At 51.9% G+C, this 17,965-nt stretch carries 12 protein-coding genes, 3 tRNA genes and 1 pseudogene; 6 read left to right on the top strand and 10 right to left on the bottom strand.

Annotated elements, in window-relative coordinates; all coding sequences use genetic code 11:
* Window positions 1–143: 143 nt before the first annotated feature.
* Together AC6I8X_RS07495 and AC6I8X_RS07490 are read right to left on the bottom strand one after the other, a co-directional pair.
* Window positions 144–368 (bottom strand): annotated as a pseudogene (locus AC6I8X_RS07495) (beta-ketoacyl synthase chain length factor); the annotation flags it as partial.
* A 34-nt stretch (window positions 369–402) separates the two neighbouring features.
* Window positions 403–834, bottom strand: coding sequence for a MarR family winged helix-turn-helix transcriptional regulator (locus AC6I8X_RS07490; protein WP_313683923.1), 432 nt, complete (start codon window positions 832–834; stop codon window positions 403–405).
* Window positions 835–1,302: 468 nt separating this feature from the next.
* On the opposite strand from AC6I8X_RS07490, the gene AC6I8X_RS07485 reads away from it, so the two are divergent.
* Entirely contained in the window at window positions 1,303–1,563 is a 261-nt protein-coding gene (locus AC6I8X_RS07485) for a biofilm/acid-resistance regulator YmgB/AriR (RefSeq protein ID WP_497840812.1), read from the top strand.
* Window positions 1,564–1,720: 157 nt separating this feature from the next.
* A complete protein-coding gene (locus AC6I8X_RS07480; protein ID WP_497840811.1) occupies window positions 1,721–3,199 on the top strand; it encodes a SulP family inorganic anion transporter in 1,479 nt (492 codons plus the stop codon).
* Window positions 3,200–3,269: 70 nt separating this feature from the next.
* On the opposite strand, the gene AC6I8X_RS07475 is transcribed toward AC6I8X_RS07480, so the two are convergent.
* On the bottom strand, window positions 3,270–7,793 hold the full coding sequence (locus tag AC6I8X_RS07475; protein WP_497840810.1) for an Ig-like domain-containing protein: 4,524 nt from the start codon (window positions 7,791–7,793) through the stop codon (window positions 3,270–3,272).
* A gap of 421 nt (window positions 7,794–8,214) precedes the next feature.
* On the opposite strand from AC6I8X_RS07475, the gene AC6I8X_RS07470 reads away from it, so the two are divergent.
* The 4 genes from AC6I8X_RS07470 (at window position 8,215) to AC6I8X_RS07455 (ending at window position 13,393) form a co-directional block, all read left to right on the top strand.
* A complete protein-coding gene (locus AC6I8X_RS07470; protein WP_497840809.1) occupies window positions 8,215–10,401 on the top strand; it encodes a type I secretion system permease/ATPase in 2,187 nt (728 codons plus the stop codon).
* Complete coding sequence (locus AC6I8X_RS07465) at window positions 10,394–11,614, top strand: beta-barrel domain-containing protein (RefSeq protein WP_313690158.1); 1,221 nt, start codon at window positions 10,394–10,396, stop codon at window positions 11,612–11,614. The genes AC6I8X_RS07470 and AC6I8X_RS07465 overlap by 8 nt, the downstream gene beginning before the upstream one ends.
* A gap of 4 nt (window positions 11,615–11,618) precedes the next feature.
* Window positions 11,619–12,947: a TolC family protein gene (locus tag AC6I8X_RS07460; RefSeq protein WP_497840808.1), complete on the top strand. Its 1,329-nt coding sequence runs from the start codon at window positions 11,619–11,621 to the stop codon at window positions 12,945–12,947.
* Between the two features lie 260 nt (window positions 12,948–13,207).
* The gene (locus tag AC6I8X_RS07455) at window positions 13,208–13,393 is read left to right on the top strand and encodes a ribbon-helix-helix protein, CopG family (protein WP_084873822.1); all 186 of its coding nucleotides are present in this window, start codon (window positions 13,208–13,210) and stop codon (window positions 13,391–13,393) included.
* Window positions 13,394–13,449: 56 nt separating this feature from the next.
* Here AC6I8X_RS07455 and AC6I8X_RS07450 read toward each other — a convergent pair whose 3' ends face one another.
* From AC6I8X_RS07450 to uvrY, 7 genes are all read right to left on the bottom strand, one after another.
* The gene (locus tag AC6I8X_RS07450) at window positions 13,450–13,728 is read right to left on the bottom strand and encodes a hypothetical protein (RefSeq protein ID WP_497840807.1); all 279 of its coding nucleotides are present in this window, start codon (window positions 13,726–13,728) and stop codon (window positions 13,450–13,452) included.
* A 556-nt stretch (window positions 13,729–14,284) separates the two neighbouring features.
* Window positions 14,285–14,371 (bottom strand) — tRNA-Leu (locus AC6I8X_RS07445).
* Between the two features lie 11 nt (window positions 14,372–14,382).
* Window positions 14,383–14,456, bottom strand: a tRNA-Cys gene (locus AC6I8X_RS07440).
* A gap of 43 nt (window positions 14,457–14,499) precedes the next feature.
* Window positions 14,500–14,575: transfer RNA gene (locus AC6I8X_RS07435), tRNA-Gly, on the bottom strand.
* Between the two features lie 142 nt (window positions 14,576–14,717).
* Complete coding sequence (gene pgsA / locus AC6I8X_RS07430; RefSeq protein WP_084873771.1) at window positions 14,718–15,266, bottom strand: CDP-diacylglycerol--glycerol-3-phosphate 3-phosphatidyltransferase; 549 nt, start codon at window positions 15,264–15,266, stop codon at window positions 14,718–14,720.
* Window positions 15,267–15,334: 68 nt separating this feature from the next.
* On the bottom strand, window positions 15,335–17,167 hold the full coding sequence (gene uvrC, locus AC6I8X_RS07425; protein WP_497840806.1) for an excinuclease ABC subunit UvrC: 1,833 nt from the start codon (window positions 17,165–17,167) through the stop codon (window positions 15,335–15,337).
* Window positions 17,160–17,819, bottom strand: a complete 660-nt coding sequence (gene uvrY / locus AC6I8X_RS07420) for a UvrY/SirA/GacA family response regulator transcription factor (RefSeq protein WP_299445933.1) — start codon at window positions 17,817–17,819, stop codon at window positions 17,160–17,162. Before uvrY ends, uvrC begins: the two co-directional genes overlap by 8 nt.
* Window positions 17,820–17,965: the final 146 nt, after the last annotated feature.

Here is a 17,965-nt window from a genome sequence, read left to right as displayed (position 1 = left end):
ACCAGAGAGGTGTTAATGCCGCCAAAGGCAAAATTTAGGCGCCCACCCGGCGGCAAAAGCGCAAAAAAACAACGGAAACTACAGGCAATGCTGCGCCGGGCGCTCTGATGGCGACGCACGCCATCACGCTGTACCAGCAGCAACAGATTGAACCCGATCAGCAACAACAGCGCCACCGCATAGGGCGAATTGAACGACATCTCTGCCAGCCAGGGGCGATAATATTCCGGTAGCAGACCGTCGAAATCCACCAGCATCACCTGCTGATAACCAGCCTGCTGCAGTGCCGTCACTTCCAGCCCCCCCTGCTGGAAGCTATCCATCCCCGCCGCCAGCGAGGTGGATACCAGGGGAAGGCGTGCTGCAATGCGCGGTAAAGATCGATGATGCGCTTTGCCACGGTTATAACGTCCCCAGCCGCGTCAGTAATTGCTGCAACACGTGCTCGGTGACCGCCAGCGCCTGCGGGTCGATATCCGCCAGCAACTGGGCGCGTAGCGTATCGGCCTGAGTTTTGACTTCGGCAAAAGCAACGTTACCCTGTTCCGTCAGCATCAGCAGGCGCTTGCGACGATCTTCCTGAGGCTGGATACGCGCCAGTAGCTGCTGTTTCACCAGCCGATCCACCAGTGGCACCACACTGGCTTCTTCCAGACCGAGCAACTGCGCCAGCGCTTTTTGCGTCGGCGGTTCATTGGCCGTTGCCACCGTGGCGATGGCCATCCAGCTACTCATACTCAGCCCGCTTTCTTTCAGACGACGGTCAACCGCCAGCCGCCATGCATGCGCGGTGAGATGTAATAAACGGGAGAAAGGTTGTGGATAGTCAGTCAAAAGGTAGTTACCTAATGGTTAGGTGCCTAACTAAAAAGTAGCGTTATTATACGCAGACCCGGTTGCGAATGAAAAGTACCGACTCACACGCCAGAACCCCTCATCAATTCATGCCAGCCATTGTAGTGCGAAATCTGACATATCCAGTGAAGCTGTACAGACTTGCTGTATAGGTTTTGCGAGGTAACTGGCTATTTATCTGGCAACAAGTCAGAGAATAGCACAAAATGTTCATGATCAACTTGTACATATTGATAATCATTGTATAAGTTTATTCCCCAGGGACTGGTTAACAGTCCTGTAACGAATGATGCACGTTGTGCCGCCTCTGAAGGTGTTGTGGATTTCCACCTCCAGAGGTGTCTTTTTGTGAGTGAGATGACATTGGGTCTTTCACGCCTGTCCGCGTGAGAGTTTTATCATCGCAGGTCTGATACCCCTTTTCAGACTGAATTCAGGACTTTACACATGCAAAACGCCGTAATAAGCCGCGATCAGGCCATCGCGCACTATTTTAATCTGGCGAGTGAAAGTGCAGATAAGCAAATGGTCGTGTTTGGTCAAATCGTTGCTGAAATCCTGCAAACCGGAATGCCGGTCACCAATAAGGCGATCATTTATGCCCTGATTGCCCGGCTTGAGCAGGAAAATGATGTGGCACAACTGGATATTTATCGCCAGTTGCTGGAGATCGTCGTGCATAAAACACCGGATGATGTCTCGGTCTGAATTACGATTCCATGGATGGAATCCCCCCGCCTGACGACAGATTTAGTCTGGCATCCTACTGCATTGACCGGTAACATCCCTTTCCCTGTCTGTTTCTCATCTGGTTACTGCCTTACCGTTCGGTAAGCGCAACATAATAAAAGAGCCTGCACAATTTATGAGCCATCTAACCGAAGATCTCACGGTAAGCCGCGTATTGCGCTCGCCTGCCCTTCTCACTCGCGAATGCCTGGCCGGGATCATTACGGCACTGGCCCTGATTCCTGAAGTCATCTCTTTTTCAGTGATTGCGGGTGTCGATCCTAAAGTCAGCCTCGTGGCGTCAGTGGTGCTGTGTCTGACATTATCCCTGCTGGGTGGCCGCCCGGCGATGGTCACCGCCGCCGCGGGATCGGTAGCGCTGGTGATAGGCCCAATGGTCCACGCGCACGGCGTGGAATATATCCTGCCAGCCGTGGTGATGGGTGGCGTGATTCAGATTCTGTTTGGCCTCGCTGGCATGGCGCGCATGATGCGCTATATCCCACGATCGGTGATGATTGGCTTCGTCAACGCGCTCGGGATTCTGATTTTCTTTGCACAGGTCCCCCATGTCTGGGGCCAGTCCGGCCTGGTATGGGTGCTGTTTGCCGTTACGCTGGCGATCGTGTTGTTACTGCCGAAAGTGCTGAAAAGCATTCCCTCCCCGCTGGTGGCGATTGTGGTAGTGACCGCTGTTGCGCTGCTGCTGGGTTATCGCGTACCTGATGTGGGTGATGAAGGCCCGATGACGGCCGGATTACCAGGGTTCACCACGCTGCTGGTGCCGCTTAACCTGCAAACGTTGCAAATCATCTGGCCGACGGCGCTCAGCATTGCCTTTGTTGGCCTGATGGAATCACTGCTGACCGCGAAACTGGTGGATGATATTACCGATACCCCATCCAGCAAACGTCGCGAGTCCTGGGGGCTGGGCATCGCCAATATCCTGGCCGGTTTTTATGGTGGGATTGCCGGTTGTGCCATGATCGGCCAGACCATTGTGAACGTGGAGCTGGGTAAAGCCCGTACCCGCGTCTCAACCGTGGCCGCCGGTCTGGTTCTGCTGCTGCTGGTGACCGGCCTGAGTCGTATCATGGCGCAAATCCCGATGGTGGTGCTGGCGGGGATTATGATGGTGGTGGCGGTGAAAACCGTGAACTGGCATAGCCTGCAACCTGCGACACTCAAACGCATGCCGTGGTCAGAAACTCTGGTCATGCTGCTGACCGTCGCCGTGACGGTATCGACCGGTAACCTGGCGCTGGGCGTGTTAGTTGGGGTGATCCTTGCCATGATGCTGTTCGCACGCCGCATTGCACATGTGATTCACGCCGAACGTCAGCTGAATGAAGAAGGTGACCAGGTACATTACACCGTGCGTGGCCCGCTGTTTTTTGCCAGCAGCAACGACCTGTTCGAGCATTTTGACTACGCGCACGATCCAAAATCAGTGACGATTGATTTGACCCATGCGCAGGTGTGGGATGCTTCCAGCGTCGCAGCACTGGACGCCATTGAATATCGTTATCAGCGTCATGGTGCCACCGTGACCTTTGTCGGACTGGATAACCGTAGCAGTGATTTTCATCGTCGCCTGACGGGAACGCTGGGCTAAATTTTCTGCCCCATAAATAACCCAGGGCCAAACGTGTTACTACGCTGGCCCCGGGCGTTTCAGGCGGTGATTACAGGATGGTGACGTGGATCCTGTCTTCAATCAGCACTTCAGATTGACCGCTGCTGTGGTAATCATGATAAACCTTGCCATCAATGGTGACGGTGCCGTTATCCTGCCAGTGATCCGCCCCACCGCTTAGCTCAACGTTGCCATTTTCGCCAGTGACGAACAGGGCATCATGGTTTTCGCCCTCCACTTTATCCAGTGTCTGGTTATCCACTTGCAACGTGTTATTGCCGTTGGACATATCAATGTGATGCATATCCTTCAGCGCATCCACCAGGTTTGCCAGATCGACGTTCTGATGATCGCCATCCAGCAGCAACGCAATATCGCTGCCATCGTGATGAGAGGAATCGTCAACACCGAACGTGCGGGCAGCTGGCGTCGAATCGTCCGCCACCGGTGCATCATGGCTGTTATAAATCACATACACCTGACCATTCCATTGATCATTGTGGACTTCAGGATTTTTATTAGTGAGCGCCACGCCTAGCTGCGAGGGGGCTCCCACAATCAAATCCGGCTGGCCATCCCTGTTCATATCGACAACATCTACCGACCAGCCAAAGTACTGATTTTCAACGCTGCCGTAATGCACTTCTCCCCAGCCTTTATCGAGTATGGTCTGAATATCGATCTGACCATGGTTGGCTTCCAGCGCCTCCTGATAGTCCGCCTCATGGCCGCCGTAGACGATATAAACCGCACCGACAACTTTGTTGTCATTGACGGCCAGCGGGTCGCTGATCACCAGATCGTTGACACCGTCACCATTGAAGTCATAGCCGCCAATCACATTGAGACCAAAACCCTGATTGCTGCCAGGATGATTGGTACTGATGATGCCGTAACCATATTGGATATCGAAATCCTGGACCGTCCCGTTGACCCCAATATTGATGTCGCCATGGATCTTGTTGGTGTGCAATACCCATACCTTGCCATTGGTTTGACCAAAATTATCGGTACTGGAACCAATCGCTATGTCCGTATCGGTGCCATTGCTGAAGCTGCCAAGATTGGCAATATTATGGTTGTGCGGAATTTGTTCAGCCCCACCGCCATCGGCAATCGGGCGTGCATTGATTTCATTTAACTTACCCGCACCGATGTTATGGATGCGGATCAACTGACTCGGATCCACATCAGAGATTTTGAAGCTTGCAGGTAAACCTCCTTCTGGGATTTGATACAGATACCAGGTGCCTTGCCCGGTACCAGCCTTCACCATGGCCTCCGCATCCTGAATGGCAAGGTACTGATGATGATCACCCAAAATATCCCCCAGCATCTGAATATCGGAGCCGAAGTTATAATTCTGCGTCGAACCTGCTGCGTTGGTGTAATCTTCATAATCGATATTACCCACCACCATGCCATCCGGTGTGGTAATCGGCACCCACGGAGCATGCGGAGTACCGTTTGTCGGGTCGGGCTGTAGCTTGATGTTCCCCCACTTTCCGGTTTCAGGATCAAAGGTGACGGTGGTAATCACCCCCTGCTCACCACGCGGAGCAGAAATGTCACTGATCAGGAACGTCAGCGTACCATTCGTGTTGGCGACGGATCCCACGTTGAAGCCAAAATATTTCCCCCAATCCGTATCAGTCATCATAAAACCATAAGGACTGTGACCACCTTCAGCATTTGAGATCTCGTTAAGATCGAAATTATTCGGCAATGGTTCATGAACGAAGAATACTTTGTCATGCCAGTGTGAATAAATCGCCACCCAGCCGCCATCCAGCGCCTTGATTCCATAACCCATAAAGTCATCAGCATCCCCTTTGGAATTTTGAACCGCACTGCTATTGGTAATAATGGTGCCAATTTCCGGATGGGCTTTAAACAGCGCTTCCATGCTGGTACTTTCGGTAATCATCCAGGCATACTGTTTTGCGACGGCGTAAATTATCCCTTGATTATTTGCGGCGTTAGCTGAGGTCAGCCCGCCTCTCGGTGCAGTGATATAAAGGAAATCTTCGCTGGTGGTAATCGCATAGCCAAAGTTGTCCCCGCTTCCCTCTCTCTCCTCAGTAAACAGAACCACAGGCTCCGATGGCAGTACCGTCCAGCTGCCGTCCGAGCTGCCATTGAGATAACCCGCTTCCGATTCGTTAGTTGCCTGATCCACCACCACCGCGCTGATATGATGCGGCCCAGTATCGAGCGGATGATCCTTATCAGGTGTATAGCTCCAGCTCCCGTCAGGATTCACTTTAACGTCACTGGCAATAATCTGGCCCTTATCATCCTTAATGGTGACCGTCACTGTATCGTACGTGTCATCATCCCTGAGGGTGACCTGCCCGCTGAACGTTGGCGTTGCATCGGTTTTCTCTGAATCAGTGACAATGGTGGTGCTGCTGTTGTTGATGGTGTCCACAACGAACACCGGGACAGCTGTTTCGCTATGATTGCCTGCCGCATCCACCACCTGAACCTGCATGTGATCATAGCGGCCATCAGCCAGATCAGGCACCTCGGTACGCCATGCCCCCTGATCATCTGCTTTCACAGATATCAACACCTTGCCATCCTTATCGAGGATATTTACCGTGCAATCGGCTTCCGCATTGCCGCTGAGCGTCGGTGATTTATCGTTGGTCACCCCATTGGCAAGAATGACCTCGTGAGTCTGGTCATTGGTAACCACGATATCGGTCGCTGGCGCTGGCGGAATGGTGTCCTGGGTGTAATCCACCGGGCCGGTAGTTGAGCCTAAGTTCCCCGCGGAATCGGTGACAGTCACGGTGATATGGTGCGCCCCCTCACCCAGACCGTTCTCCGGGGTAAACTGCCAGTTACCTTCGGCATCAACGGTAACTTCAGCCAATTGTTCTTTACCGTCTTTAATGATGACCTTATCGCCCTGTTTCGCACCGGTTACATGACCACTGAAATTTGGCGTGCTGTCGTTGGTGGGATGGTTGCGATCAATGAGATTCTCATGATCGTCGGTAATCTTCAGGGTGCTGATGCCCTCTTCCGGTTGCGTATTCTGGTCATACTCTACCGTGTAGGACGGCTTACCTTCATTACCCGCTTCATCGGCGACCGTTGCGGTAATTTTGTGTGGGCCATCACCCAACTCCGGGTCCGGGATAAAGGTCCAGTCACCGTTTTCGCTGATGGTCGCTTCGCCCAACACCTTACCGTCATCTTTGATGATGACCTTATCACCCGCCTGAGCGCCAGCGACATGGCCACCAATGTGCGGCGTGCTGTCACTGGTGGGATTGGTGTCGTTAATCACTCCGCCATCATCATTAGTGATTTCGAGCGTACTGGTGGAGGTCGGTGCCTGGGTATCCTGGGTATAATCGATACTCGCGGACGGTGTCCCCTGGTTGCCTGCCGCATCGGTGACAGTGGCGGTGATTTTGTGGCCACCATCGCCCAACGCAGGCTGCGGGGTAAACTGCCAGTCGCCGTTTTCGTCTATTGCAACTTCACCCAGAATCTTACCGTCGTCCCGGATGATCACTTTATCCCCCGCCTGCGCACCGTCTACGTGACCGCTGATATGCGGAGTGCTGTCGTTAGTCGGCCTTGAGCCATCAATCGTCTCGTTGGCATCATTGGTGATGTGGATGGTGCTGACGCTGTCCGGGGGCGTAGTATCGACAGTGATGGTCAGACTGGAATCCGTGCTGTTACCGGCAGGATCTGATACCTCCACCACCAACTCATTTCCGCCCTCGCCCAGCGGCGCATCCGGGGTGATCTGCCAGTCGCCATTCTCATCCACTACGGCAGAACCAATAACATTGTCACCGTCTTTAATGGTGACGGTCATGCCGGGTTCCGCTTTACCCTGAATGGTCGGGGTCACGATGTTAGTGGTATTTCCGGCAATGCGATTTCCGTCTTTATCGCAGATTGCAATGTCATAGGCAGGATTTGGCTGGTGAGCGCTGCTGTCGTTGCCTGAAGGATTGCCCGATCCACCACCATGATGCGCAGCCGCCATTACCCCGCCAGCAATCGCTGCGGTGGCAAGACCGGCCGCCGCTGCCGCCCAGCCGCCGGACATGCCGAATAAACCCGCAGCACCTTTATCGTCCTTATCATCCTGCTGATCAGCCGCTGCCTCACCCTCTGCCGTCTGGGCAGAACGGCTGCTATCACCTTCCTGTGCTGGCATCGCTTGCCGGGTACTGCTTTCGCCCTCTGTCAGCGCGCTGACCAGCGAAGCATCACCGTTTGATAACCAGTTATAGCGATGCCCCTGATCGTCAATACCGTAGATTTCCGGCGGCGTCTCCTGCGCATAGTAACCTTCAATCAACACCACAGGATGCTCACCGTGTTCGGTGAAAATTTCCAGATCATTACCCTGACGGATAAACTTCAGGCTTTTGATAGAAGCGATGCCTGCGCCTGCTTTTATCCCAATCTGACCATGTGGTGGCGACTGGATAGTTAATTGTGTTAACGGCTCAACCTTGATGATAACGTTATTTTCGCTGGCGTTAATATTCTCTGCACGATTCAGTAAAACGTCCATTGACGATGAATATGTCATATTAATTTCCCGGTGTTGTATTTCAGCATAATTGCTGTGCTAAAGCACAGGATTAAGTTCTGTCAGAAATGTCGCTTTATTAAAGGCAGGCAACTCGGGGGATGATAGAGGTTGAATTAACACAAATATATATCCCGGGGCAGCTATATATATGAAACAGTCATGATAAAACCCTGTCACTTAACTTAACGTAAAACAGAAAAAACAAATTAACCAATTGAAATAAAACAATATTACACAGAAAGTCAGACTTGAAACCAGATATCACTAATTAATCATAGGAAGAAATACAGACTCCCTATTATTATCTCCCGCCAATCTTTTCATCCCATGCCAGTACAACTTAAAAAATAAAAAAATACAGAAAAGAAAAAATAAAGGCGGATGACATTACCATTACCCAGGAATAGAAAACGTCATTATGAAAGAAAATAGTAACCCGTCATCTTCTGCACATCAGGCGCAAGATACTTTACTTTGTGCCATCCGCTGGCTGGTCAGACACCATGGAAAAACCGCCAGCGAGGATGTGCTCTATGCAGGTCTTCCCCGGAGTGAACGCCTGGCTCCCGATATTGCGATGCTGATGCTGGAACAGGCCGGGATTCAGGCGGGATGGGTGGAGAGAGATATTCTGACGCTATCTGAATCGCTTTACCCGGTGATCCTCGCCATGGCTAGCGGTGAATACGTAGTCCTGCTGGAAAAGCATCAGGGACAATACAGTCTGCTGACACCCATCGATGGCACCTTGCGCCATGTTTCACCAGAGACATTGGCTAATGAAGCCGCAGATTTTGCTTTGCTGACAAAATTAAAGATTCAGCCCGCCGCCCGTGGTGATCAGGATATGTTGCCTGATAGCGATCGTTCTGGACATTGGCTCTTTTCCAACCTCTGGCGCTTTCGCCAGTATTTCTACAGTGCCGCACTGGCTGCGCTACTTGCCAATGTGCTGACGTTATCGACCACATTTTTCACCATGAACGTCTATGACCGGGTGGTACCAACCGGGGCTTATGCCACACTCTGGTCACTGGCAATCGGTGTGCTGATTGCTATTACCTTTGAATTTATTGCGAAACAGATAAGAACCTGGCTGGTTGATTCCGCCGGAAAAAAAGCCGACCTGCTGGTGGGATCACTGCTGTTTCGCAAAACGCTGGCGATACGCATGGAGTGCAAACCGCGCTCAGCCGGTTCATTTGCCAATCAGCTACGGGAATTTGAATCAGTCAGGGATTTTCTCTCTTCGGCCACGCTGGCGACACTTTCCGATCTCCCCTTTTGTCTGCTGTTCCTCAGCATCATGTTCGCCATCGGAGGACCGCTGGCAATGATTCCGTTGCTGGCAATACCGGTGATTATCATTGCCGGCGTCGCGATCCAGTGGCCACTGTCACGGTATATGCAAGAGAACATCAGTGAGATTTCGCAGAAACAGGGATTGGTCATCGAAACCATCGTCGGGCTGGAAACCCTTAAAGCGGCGAAGGGTGAAGGGCTGATGCAAAAACGCTGGAATGATTTCAGCGCGCTGGTGGCGGCATCGTCCATGAAAACCCGCTATCTGTCGAATCTGACCAGTAATTTTGTCAGCTACGTGCAGCAGGTCTGTACCATTCTGATCGTGCTGTGGGGTGTGTATCTGATTCATGCCGGGGAAATGACCATGGGTGCACTGGTCGGGATGGTGATCCTCTCAGGGCGTTCGTTATCACCGTTGGCTGCCGTGGTTGGCCTGGCCATTCGCTTCCAGCAGGCAAAAACAGCCTTACATTCCCTGAATCGACTGATGGCGATGCCGACAGAGCGCGATAAACAGGCGCACTTTTTACCGTCACCGCCGCTCAAAGGGGAAATAGCACTACGCCACGTCGGTTTTCATTATCCCAAAACCGGTCTGCATGATCCTCAACCCATTCTCCATCCGTTAAATATCAACATTCGACCGGGTGAACGCGTCGCCATTTTAGGCAGTATCGGGAGTGGCAAATCGACGCTGTTGAAAATTCTCGCCCGCCTCTATTTGCCCACCCAGGGGCAAATGACGATGGATGCGCTCGACGTCAACCAAATCGATCCCGCCGACTGGCGTTCCGCCTGTGGCTATGTTTGCCAGGACAATCGCCTGTTTCAGGGAACGTTACGGCAAAACATCATTATGGGAAATCCAGCCGTCAGCACTGAACACTTTTTGCAGGTGGCGACATTAACGGGCATTGATGCTATCGCCCGCCATCACCCTTCCGGGTACGACATGCCGGTTGGTGAAATGGGGCAAGGATTGTCAGGCGGGCAACAGCAGCTGGTTTCTCTCGCCCGCTGTTTACTGCTTAACCCCACGATTTTACTGATGGATGAACCCACCAGTTCAATGGATAGCACGTCGGAAGCGCAGTTTATTGCGAAATTGAAACAGGTAATCCAGCAGAAAACCCTGGTGATTGTGACCCACCGCGCGGCGGTGCTAAGTCTGGTTGAACGCATCATTGTGCTGGAAGATGGAAAAGTTCTGGCTGACGGCCCCAAGGCACCCATTCTGGCCAGACTTTCTCAATCGTCACTTCCGGCTAAAACCGGACGCAAGGAGGCGACCCATGCGTAACAAAACGCCTCTTCAACCGGCTGATATGCCGTTTCTGGACGATTTGCAAAGCGCCATTATTCTGCAGAAAACCCCCAAAAGCATGCTGGTTTTATGGCTGCTGTTATTCGTGGTCGTCACAGCGCTGGTCTGGGCGCATTTCGCCGTGGTTGAAGAAGTGACCAAAGGTGAGGCCAAAGTGATCCCCGCCAGCCATGAACAGATCATTGAAAGTTTTGAGGATGGCACGCTGGAAGCGCTGTTTGTGAAAGAAGGCGACCTGGTGGAAAAAGGTCAGCCTCTGCTCAAGCTGGATTCGACGCGCTCAGAGGCCAATTATCAGGAAGAGTTGTCCAAATCCCACAGCCTGAAAGCGGCAATCGCCCGCGCCAGGGCGGAAGCCTATGATTTAACGTTAACTTTTCCCGAGGGAATAAATGAATTTCACACTCTGATTCAGGATGAAACTCAGGCTTATCAGACCCGCCGCAAATTACTGGAGGAGAGCATCAGCTCCCTTTCACACAACCTGAAGCTGGCGGAAGAAGAGGTAAATTTGTCAGAACCGCTGGCGAAACGCGGATTGATATCAGATATGGAGATCCTCCGCCTGCGGCGACAGGCAAACGATCTCCGGCTACAAATAGCTGACCGCACCAATAAGTACCATTCCGACGCCAACAGCGAGTTGACCCGGCTGGAGTCCGATCTGGCCCAGGTTGAGGCGCGGCTGATTGGACGCAAGGATGTGATTAAGCATGCTCTGATTACTGCCCCGGTCAGAGGGACGATCAACAGTATCAAAGCCACGACCATTGATGGCGTTATCTCGCGCGGCGAACAGATTATGTCTCTTATCCCGTCAGAAGATAATTTGCTGCTGGAGACCCGCATCAAACCCACCGAAGTCGCCTTCTTGCGCCCTGACCTGCCCGCGACGGTAAAAATCTCCGCCTATGACTTCGCCATTTATGGCGGACTTGACGGCGTCATCGAGAGCATCAGCCCCGATACCATTATTGATGAAACCAAAGCGCGTTCCGGACGTGAGGATGCGACCTATTACCGTGTCTATATCCGCACCCAAGGCACAGATTTACACGTCAAAGATAAAAGTTTCCCCATTATTCCGGGGATGACCGCCAGCGTTGAGATAAAAACCGGTGAAAAAACCATTCTGTCTTATCTGCTTAAGCCGGTTTTAAAAGCGCGCGAAGCGTTCAGGGAGAGATAAAAACATGCACAAGGCAATGATTACGCTATTGATGCTGACCCTCAGCCGTGCGGGTATCACCGCACCCGTTACCTCTCCCGTGACGCACGATACGATGATGAGCAATGCCACCCGCATCTGGCTGGCGAAGACGGTCAATCAGGCGATGGATTTCAGCCCTGAAATCCGGGTTGCTGGCGCAGACAAACAAGCCGCCGATTTCGATATCGACCGGGTGAAAGGTGCGCGCTGGCCCCAGATTCAGCTCGGCACGACGGCACCGATGGCCTCTTTTGGCAGTGGCAGCCACACAGGGAATAATCGTCTGGATGACAGCAGCCTCTCACTGAATGTCACCACCACGTTGTTTGACTGGGGGAAGAATCGCGAAAATATTGGCAGCGCCACACAGCAGGCAAATGCGGCAACGTACCAATATGATTATCAGCAACAACAGATTGCCTACAGCACGCTGGGTCAACTTATCGAATTAAGCCGCTACCAGCAAAATCAGAAGATTACACAAGCTTATGTGAAACGCATGCGCACCCTGGTCAATATGCTGGTTGACATTACCCAAACCGATGCAGGAAGGCACAGTGAGTTAGTACAGGCAAGAGCAAAGCTTTTGGCGGCAGAAGCAAGCTTGCAGCGGGTCACTGACCAGCGCAGGCAGGTGGAAATCACGCTGTTCCGTCTTACAGGAGAACAAGTCAGTCTACCGGATAATTTCGACTGGACAATGCAACCCATCCCCACTTCACTGGTGATCAGTCGGGTGGAAAAGCACCCAACATGGTTAAAAGCACAGGCAGAAGCTGAATCCGCCGCGCATGATGTGGCGGCTGCTGAGGCCAGTACGCTGCCACAGCTTAATTGGGTGATTGCTAAAAGCACGGCCAAAGACAGTTATGGCAACCCTGGCCAGTGGTATACCGGGCTGAATATTCAATGGAATGCTTTCACCGGAGGAACGGAAAAAGCCGCTATCCAGGCAGCATCGGCGCGGGCGTCGGCCAGACAATCGCAGTTCATCCAAACGCGCATGGATATGGAGTATCAAATCCACAATCTCAGCCAAAGCCGGGATGCTGCGGCGATACAAAGTCGCGAATACCAAAAGCTCAGTCAGGAAACCGATATGGTCAGCAAAATTTACTACGAGCAATGGTTACGGTTGGGAAAACGCACGTTACTTGATGTGCTAACAGCAGAAAATGATTGCTACAACAACCATATCGCGGCGGTAAATGCCCGGCATGATGCTTACAGCGCTAACGTTAAGCTGGTAACTACAGCCAGTATGACCTTTGAATGGTTTGGCTTGCGCGCAAATAAGGGCGGAAGAAACTGAATTGTAAAAGGGGGAATGCCAGCTTTTCGTTCCTGGTAGCGAAAGTGAACCAGGCTGACATCCATTGGATCCAAAAATGTTATACAGAGGTTCAGGAATGGAAAAAGCTTTTCTAAACAATAGTTAATGAGGGGGATTGAACTAAACTTAGTTTGATCATTCTGTTTACTCTTTGAGCCAATGCCGCCCGGCCTTAGTGGGCGCTCAGGGCGAGAAGGTCAGTTTCAGCAATTTCTATCTCGAAGATAAAGGGTTGAACCATGATTCAATCAGCCAGTGACATTCAAAAACGCAGCGACGAAAAACGCGGTATTAAACCTAAAACCTATAAGCTCCCTTTGAGTACCATCGCGCGGATAGAATCGCTCGCGAATCTGAAAGGGATTTCTCAGGGTGCAATTATTACTGCAGCCATTGATATTTACGATCAGTCGCTAAAAAGCTAACCACAGGCCGCCATTGTGCGGCCTTTCTGGCAATACTGACGTTTCCCACGGCCTCGTTAGCTACAACGATAATTGATTTCTTCGCTGACTAACCTCAGGCCTTCTTCCGTCAGTCTTACCTCGTAATAACGCGTAATATCGGTTGGATAAAAAACAAATTCCACCAGCCCATCCCGTATCAGGGGAGCCAGACTGCGACAATTAACCTCCCTGTGTTTATGGCTTCTGATATCGTGCCTGACTTCATACCCCATTGCTTTATCACCGCGTAACAGGAACTTCGTTCCCTTTTGCATGCGGTGCAGGACGATCATTTTCTCCTGAGAAATAATCATTGAGTTCCCCCGGCAAAAGTTGCACATCGCGGTCAATCATGTTTCCCAGCAATACCAGCACTCATATCACTGGTTTAAAACAGTGCGATGTGTGACACGTCATCGTGTTGTCGTGATGTGTAACAACATTGTTGCCGCATATTCCGCAAAAAGGCCAGGGTACCCCCCCTCGTATTTGGCTGATAAATCATTAGGCATTTTCCTGGTTATTGGTAGATGTCAGTACACGAGAGGTTGATAGATGAGCTATTTTGCGAAGTCAGGTCATTAGACAAACGTGATCGTCGAAGGGAGTGACCCCGCCAGGCCCAGCGAAAGCGCAATTACGCGCTATTGAACGTCATCCGCAGCATGTCATTCCTGCGCTTTCCCCCAAATCCTGATCCCGCGAGGTGGGTTTTTTCATCATCTGCAAAATTGCAGTAGTCGCTGCGGTGGGTAGTCAGACAAAGAGCAGCGAATATCAGGAAATCCGAAACAAAAAAACCGCCCTTGGGCGGTCACGACATCACTGCTTATTGCTTTGATTTTATTCGGTTTGAATCGGTATTCAATATGGTGCCCGGGGCGGGACTTGAACCCGCACGACCTTACGATCGAGGGATTTTAAATCCCTTGTGTCTACCGATTTCACCACCCGGGCAGGGTGTAAAGTGGAGGCGCGTCCCGGAGTCGAACCGAGGTGGACGGATTTGCAATCCGCTGCATGGCCACTCTGCCAACGCGCCTTTCAATCTGATGTGCATTCCGTTACGAACAGAGTGCTAAATCTGGAGCGGGAAACGAGACTCGAACTCGCGACCCCGACCTTGGCAAGGTCGTGCTCTACCAACTGAGCTATTCCCGCATTATCATCGAACTTGCTGATTTTATTTATCTTTTGGCAGACACGCTGCCGTTCGATGCGATGCATTCTACTGAACTGGCGCAATGAGTCAATAAAATTATCCTCACAGTGCGTCCGTTTGCTGCTTTTTGAATCGCATCGATCACCGTTCGAACAGATCACCACGCGCTGCGTTCAAATACTGGAACATTGACCAGAACGTCAGCACTGCCGCGATATATAAAGCGACCACACCCACGCCAATCACTGTGGCATCAGGACGCCATAACAGCGCCACCAGCGATAGCATTTGCGCTGTGGTTTTCACTTTACCAATCCAGGAGACGGCCACACTGCTGCGCTTACCTATTTCCGCCATCCATTCACGCAGCGCAGAGATAATGATCTCACGGGCGATCATCGTGGCAGCGGGCAGTGTAATCCACCAGGCGTGGAAATATTCCGCCACCAGCACCAGCGCTATCGCCACCATCACCTTATCGGCTACCGGATCAAGGAACGCACCAAAACGCGTGGTTTGTTTCCAGCGACGCGCAAGAAAGCCATCGAACCAGTCAGTTACTGCTGCAACCACAAAAATGAACGCCGTAACAAAAGGTGCCCAGTGAAATGGCAGGTAGAAAGCCAGCACAAAGAAAGGAATCAGCACGACCCGAAACAAAGTAAGACATGTAGGAATGTTAAATTGCATATGCCAGTAACTGTCTGGTATGGGTAGAATTTAACGTATGTTCCTACATTGCCCCCCCTGTTTCAATGCTAGTGTTTCAGTGAATAGAAGATTTTTTCTGCCAGCGCGAAGGAAATGCCCGGAACCTTCGCTATCTCCTCCACACTGGCATTCATCAACGGTTGCAGGCCACCCATGTACTTCAGCAGCTGTTGACGGCGTTTCGGCCCGACACCTTCGATACTTTCCAGTGCACTGGTGTTCTTAACTTTGGCCCTTTTTTTCCGGTGGCCTGAGATCGCATGATTGTGAGAATCATCACGAATATGCTGAATGACATGCAGTGCTGGCGAGTCCGGCGGCAGTGAGATGCCCTCACCTTCCGCTTCGAAAAACAGCGTCTCAAGACCCGCTTTACGATCGCTCCCCTTCGCCACCCCGAGTAAAACAGGACGGTCTTTGTCCCATGGCACATCCAGTTCGGCAAACACCTGTTTAGCCTGCGCCAGCTGACCTTTACCGCCATCAATCAGGATAACGTCAGGGATTTTATCTTCTTCCAGCGCTTTACCGTAACGACGCCGTAATACCTGATTCATCGCTGCATAATCATCACCGGGGGTAATGCCCTCAATATTGTAGCGGCGGTAATCGCTACGCAGCGGGCCATTGCGATCAAATACCACGCAGGAAGCAATGGTCTGTTCACCCATGGTGTGGCTGATATCAAAACACTCCATACGATTGATCTGGTCCAGTTCGAGGAACGCTGCCAGTGCAGCTAATCGCTGCTGTATCGTGGAATGCTGTGACAGCCGCGTGGCCAACGCGGTAGCGGCATTGGTTCGTGCCAGCTTGAGGTATCGGGCTCGATCGCCTCGCGGTTTGCTCTGAATATTCACCTTCCGCCCGGCCAGCTCGCTGAGCGATTCAGCCAGCAACTCGCGTTCCGGCAGGCTGAAATCCAGCAGGATCTCGGTCGGTAAAGTACGCGCCTCACTGCCCTGCAAATAAAATTGGCCGAGGAAGGTTTGTACCACCTCCGCCAGTTCAGTATCCGCCGGCACCTTCGGGAAATAACTGCGGCTACCCAGCACTTTCCCCTGACGAATAAACAAAACATGCAGACATGCCATGCCGGCATCGTAGGCAACGCCCATCACATCCAGATCATCCCCCTGATTGGAGACAAACTGCTTCTCGGTAATGCGACGCACCGCCAGAATTTGGTCGCGCAACCGAGCGGCTTCTTCAAAACGTAGATCCTGGCTGGCGGCTTCCATTCTTTTGACCAGTTGATTCAGCACCTGGTCATCCTTACCCGCCAGAAAGAGCCGCACATAGTCGGTTTGCTGTGCATACTCTTCTTCAGTGACCAGACCCGCTACACAGGGGCCGAGGCAACGACCAATCTGATATTGCAGACATGGCCGTGAACGATTGCGATAAACGCTGTTTTCGCACTGACGAATCGGGAACACTTTCTGCAGCAGCGCCAGCGTTTCACGTACTGCATACCCGTTCGGAAACGGGCCAAAATATTCGCCTTTGGCATGTTTGGCCCCACGGTGCATCGCCAGCCGCGGATGGGTATCTGCGCTGAGAAAGATGTAAGGATAAGATTTGTCATCGCGCAGCAGCACGTTATAGCGCGGCTGATACAGCTTGATGTAGTTATGCTCCAGCAGCAACGCTTCGGTTTCGGTATGCGTGACCGTGACATCGATTTGCTGGATATTGCTGACCAGCGCTTCGGTCTTACGGCTACCCACCTGGGAACGGAAATAGCTGCTGAGGCGTTTTTTGAGGTCTTTGGCTTTGCCAACATAGATCACCGTGCCTGTCGCGTCATACATACGGTAGACGCCGGGCTGACTGGTCACGGTGCTGAGAAAGGCTTTGGAATTGAAAACGTCACTCACTACTGATTAACGGCTCCGCATTATACAGGCCATGTCGAATGGCCAGATGCGTTAACTCCACATCGCCACTGATGTTCAGCTTGCTGAACATACGATAGCGGTAGCTGTTAACGGTTTTCGGGCTAAGACTAAGCTGCTCGGAAATTTCCGTCACCTTCTGCCCCCGGGTGATCATCAGCATAATCTGCAATTCCCTTTCCGACAAACAGCTAAAGGGGGATTCGGCTTTCTGCGGCTCAATCTGGCTCAGTGCCATCTGTTGCGCAATATCAGAGGCAATATAGCGTTGCCCGGCGTGTACCGAACGGATAGCGCTTACCACTTCCTGCGGCGCGGCACCTTTGCTGAGATAACCCGATGCGCCTGCCTGCATGACTTTGGCTGGCAGTGGGTTTTCGGTATGAATAGTCAGCATGATGATGCGAATATCCGGGTTGTAACGCACGATTTTGCGCGTTGCTTCAAGACCGCCAATGCCGGGCATGTTCATGTCCATCAGCACGACGTCTACTGGGTTGTTACGGCACCATTTCACCGCATCCTCACCACAGGCCACTTCCCCGGCAATTACCAGTCCCTTCATATCTTCCAGTATGCGACGAATGCCGGCGCGTACCAGTTCATGGTCATCAACAAGAAGCAAGCTGATCAACGGGACGTACTCCGCAGGTTAGTGATGGGGAATATATTTTCAGGAGGCTTATCTTACCGGGTTTTCCGGGGAAAGAACATCGCCCGCCGCAGATAAATCCCGCTTCAAATGATACAAATCAAATAGAGGTTATGGACCACTCATTT

The organism is Pantoea sp. X-Soil-TKNS-1280, from assembly GCF_059730475.1.
The sequence above is the reverse complement of the archived record's forward strand: the minus strand, read 5'-3'. Positions and strand labels throughout refer to the sequence as shown.